This window comes from Streptomyces sp. SID5910 (assembly GCF_009862125.1).
In the GTDB taxonomy this organism is placed as follows: domain Bacteria; phylum Actinomycetota; class Actinomycetes; order Streptomycetales; family Streptomycetaceae; genus Streptomyces.
Map to the genome: position 1 here is coordinate 1 of NZ_WWHX01000878.1, position 4,178 is coordinate 4,178.

The 4,178-nt window shown below is 74.5% G+C and carries 2 protein-coding genes; one reads left to right on the forward strand and one right to left on the reverse strand.

The genetic code is table 11. From position 1 onward, the window contains the following. Positions 1 to 206: 206 nt before the first annotated feature. On the reverse strand, positions 207 to 2,345 hold the full coding sequence (locus tag GTW67_RS30890) for an ATP-binding protein (RefSeq protein ID WP_161168049.1): 2,139 nt from the start codon (positions 2,343 to 2,345) through the stop codon (positions 207 to 209). 249 nt (positions 2,346 to 2,594) lie between these two features. Between GTW67_RS30890 and gabT the strand changes: the two genes are divergently transcribed. Then, positions 2,595 to 3,929, forward strand: coding sequence for a 4-aminobutyrate--2-oxoglutarate transaminase (gene gabT / locus GTW67_RS30895; RefSeq protein ID WP_161168012.1), 1,335 nt, complete (start codon positions 2,595 to 2,597; stop codon positions 3,927 to 3,929). Positions 3,930 to 4,178 lie beyond the last annotated feature (249 nt).

Sequence of the window (4,178 nt, forward strand, 5' to 3'; positions counted from 1 at the left end):
GCGCCGGCCGCTCCCCCTCCCGGGCCGGGGCCCCGCGGGCGCGTCGCCGTGGGAGCGCACCCCGGCGCAGGCAGCCTGCCCCGCCGGGACCTCGGCCGCGACGTCCCGGGCGGAGGCACCCTCGGTGTCCCGGGCGGAGGCACCCTCGGTGTCCCGGGCGGGGTGCATAGGCGCGTCCCCGGCCGGCGCCTCCCGCGCCGGGGGCCTCAGCCGCGCAGGTCCACCAGCAGCGGGGGTGCGTGGTCACCGCTCACTGTGGTCAGCGACAGCACCGCGTGCCCCGCCGGCACCGCGTGCGCCAGCTCGGACGCCGACCACCGCTCGCGCTCGACCTGTCGCACGGTGACCGCCCGTGCGGTGGGCGCCTTGCCGGTGATCACCCGGCGCAGCATGTGCACGGCCTTGCCGGCCGGGGTCTCGGCGATGATCTGCCGGTCGGTGACGTCGCGGGCCTCGGTCCACTCCTTGCCCCACACCTCGGCGAAGTCCTGCCCGTCCCAGGGCGTGAGCCCGGACAGCGCCATCCGGCACCCGATGGACCCGAGCAGCGGCCCGCGCAGCGGACGCGGTACGTCGTCCAGCGTGCGCAGGGTCAGCACGACCCCGGCGCCCGCCGACCGCAGCCGCTGCACGCCCCGCACGGCCTCCGGCGTCACGACGCCGCTCGCGTCGTCCAGCACCAGGCAGGCGAACAGCGACCGGTCCTCCCGTACCGACACGCTCGCCGTGAACTGGGCGAGCACCAGCCGGGCCAGGATGCGCGAGGCGTCCGCGTGGCCGCGTTCGGGCAGGTCGATGCGGACCCGCACCGGATGGTCGAGGGCCTTGAGCGAGAACGGCCGGGACTGTCCCGAGGTGTCGAAGAAGGAGGCGAAGGCGGGCCGGTCGAGGAGCGCCACCCGGTCGGCCAGGATTCCGCCCACGTCGCCGGGGTGCCCCATCTGGCGCTCGCGGGCGTCCAGTTCGCGCAGCAGCGACTCCTGCCCGGTCTCCTGGAGCCCCTGGCGCAGCTCGGCCAGCGGCCCGGGCGTCCCGTCGAGCAGCTGTCGCAGCTCGGGCACGCCGGGGAAGCGTCCGTGCACCGCGCGGAACGGGCCGAGGAGCTGGGCGAGGACGGTGGTGGAGCGCCGGCTGTCGCTGCCCGGGTGCGGCTCGGCCAGGTCGCCGACCAGGGCCTCGGCGAGCACGGCGGCGGCCTCGTCGGGGTCGGTCGTGCCGCCGTACAGGTCGAGGTCGTACACGGAGTCGGGGTTGCCGACGCGTACGACGACGTCGTAGGCGTCGGCCGCGCCGAGCCCGGCGCCGGCCGCGCCGACCACGACGACCGCGGCGCGTCCGGCCAGGGCGTGCAGGCACAGGGACTCGGCGACCGGCCGGACGACGGCGCCGGTCTTGCCGGAGCCGGCCGGTCCGACGGCGAGCAGGGAGGTGCCGAGCAGGTCGGGGCCGAGGGCGAGGCCGGCGCCGCGGTAGGCGTAGGGGTTGCGGTCGTCGTCGGCGGTGGTGCCGAGCCGCACCTGCCCGGTGACCAGGTCGTGCCGGGCCTGCCGGGAGGGCAGGTCGCGGACGCCGGAGGGGTGCGGGCAGGCTCCCGCGCCCTGGCTGAGCACGGCGCCGGTGAAGGTGGCGAGGCTGTGCCGGCCGCGTGCCACGCCCTGCCAGGCGCGGGCGATGCGGGCGTGGTCGACGTCCCGCATCAGCCCGGAGCGGGCGTCGGCGGCGAGCCGCTCGGCGGCGTCGACGGCACCGGCGGCCCGCAGGGCGGGCCAGGCGGCGGGGTCCTCCTCGGGCGGCGGAGCGGCCTGCCGTTCCGGCCTCTTCGACAGGCGCGGGGCGAAGAAACGGCGCCACACCTCGTCCCAGCGGCCGAGCCGCCCGACCCCGACCATGATCACGAGGGCGACGACCGTGTACCAGACGTAGCCGGCGATGACAGAACGCACCGTTCCGGGCGGGGCCCAGGACTCGGGCAGCATCGCGAACAGCGGCAGCATCCACCAGCCGCCCAGATAGCCGTTGTAGAGCAGCGACCAGATCAGCCATCCGACGAGGAACGCGATCAGCGCCCCGCTCAGCAGCTGCCGGGCCGGGATCCGCTCGGGCTCCTCCTCCGGCCGCGGCCGGTGTCCGAAGCGCCACACGCCGGGCAGCGCCTCGGGCCGCGGGGTGCGCAGCCAGGTCAGGAACGCGGAGCCGTCCGGCGGCGGGGGCGCGGCCGGTGCCGGGGGCGTGCCGGGCTGCCGGGCGGGCCGCGGCGGCACCGCGGGCACCTCGGGAGGCCCCGCCGGACGCGGCACAGGATTCGCGTGCGTACCCCGCGTGTCCCGCCTGCCGTCGCTGTCCATCGACCCTGCCCCCTGACCAGCCGCTCCGTCCACCATCAGCGAGCCAATCTAACGCCCCGGCAGGGCGAGTTCACCGCTTACGCGGCCGGGCCCGCGCGGACGTGTCCACATGCCGCCGTACGTGCCATCTGTCCACCGCGGACAACCGGCGGCGCGGACAACGCCCACATGGAGCATGCCCACCCCCGGCTCCCGGTCCTAGCCTGCGAAAAAGAAGGCAAGCGTCCGAAAAGATCCACAGGAGCCCCCATGACCGCACTTCCGCAGGAGCGCCGCGTCGTCACCGCCATTCCCGGCCCGAAGTCGCAGGAGTTGCAGGCCCGCCGGACCGCCGCGGTCGCGCAGGGCGTGGGCTCCACGCTGCCCGTCTTCGTCACGCGCGCCGGCGGCGGTGTCATCGAGGACGTCGACGGCAACAGCCTGATCGACTTCGGCTCCGGCATCGCCGTGACCTCCGTCGGCGCCTCCGCCGAGGCCGTCGTACGCAAGGCGTCCGCGCAGCTCGCCGACTTCACCCACACCTGTTTCATGGTCACGCCGTACGAGGGCTACGTCGCCGTCGCCGAGGCGCTGGCCGAGCTGACGCCGGGCGACCACGCCAAGAAGTCGGCCCTGTTCAACAGCGGTGCCGAGGCCGTCGAGAACGCCGTCAAGATCGCCCGCGCGTACACCAAGCGCCAGGCCGTCGTCGTCTTCGACCACGGCTACCACGGCCGCACCAACCTCACCATGGCGCTGACGGCGAAGAACATGCCGTACAAGCACGGCTTCGGTCCGTTCGCGCCCGAGGTGTACCGCGTGCCGGTCGCCTACGGCTACCGCTGGCCGACCGGTCCGGAGAACGCGGGCCCGGAGGCCGCCGCGCAGGCCGTCGACCAGATCGCCAAGCAGGTCGGCGCCGAGAACGTGGCCGCGATCATCATCGAGCCGGTGCTCGGCGAGGGCGGCTTCATCGAGCCGGCCAAGGGCTTCCTGCCCGCGATCCGCCAGTTCGCCGCCGACAACGGCATCGTCTTCGTCGCCGACGAGATCCAGTCCGGCTTCTGCCGCACCGGCCAGTGGTTCGCCTGCGAGGACGAGGGCATCGTCCCCGACCTGATCACGACCGCCAAGGGCATCGCCGGCGGTCTGCCGCTGGCGGCCGTCACCGGCCGCGCCGAGATCATGGACTCCGCCCACGCCGGCGGCCTCGGCGGCACCTACGGCGGCAACCCGGTCGCCTGCGCGGGTGCGCTCGGCGCGATCGAGACGATGAAGGAGCTCGACCTCAACGCGAAGGCGAAGCGGATCGAGGAGGTCATGAAGGCCCGCCTGACCGCCATGGCCGAGAAGTTCGACATCATCGGCGACGTCCGGGGCCGCGGCGCGATGATCGCCGTGGAGCTGGTCAAGGACCGCGCCACCAAGGAGCCGAACCCGGAGGCGACCGCCGCGCTCGCTAAGGCCTGCCACGCCGAGGGCCTGCTGGTCCTGACCTGTGGCACCTACGGCAACGTGCTGCGCTTCCTGCCGCCGCTGGTGATCGGCGAGGACCTGCTGAACGAGGGCCTCGACATCATCGAGCAGGGCTTCGCCCGCGTCTGAGCGGAGCGCCTGAGCGGAGTGCCTGAGCGGAGCGTCCGCGCCCGCCCGGGCTCGCGCGTCCGTGCGGCCCCGCGAACGCCCATCCGAGCTGCGGTTCGCACGCCTGACGCGGCGAACCGCAGAGCGTGTGAAGAACGTGTGCGGGGTGGATGTCAGGACGTCGATGCCTCTGTCCTCGGCCCACCCCCTGTCGTAGGTTCTACGCAGATGAGAGATACACCCCGCCCACGGGGGACCGTGGGCGGATCA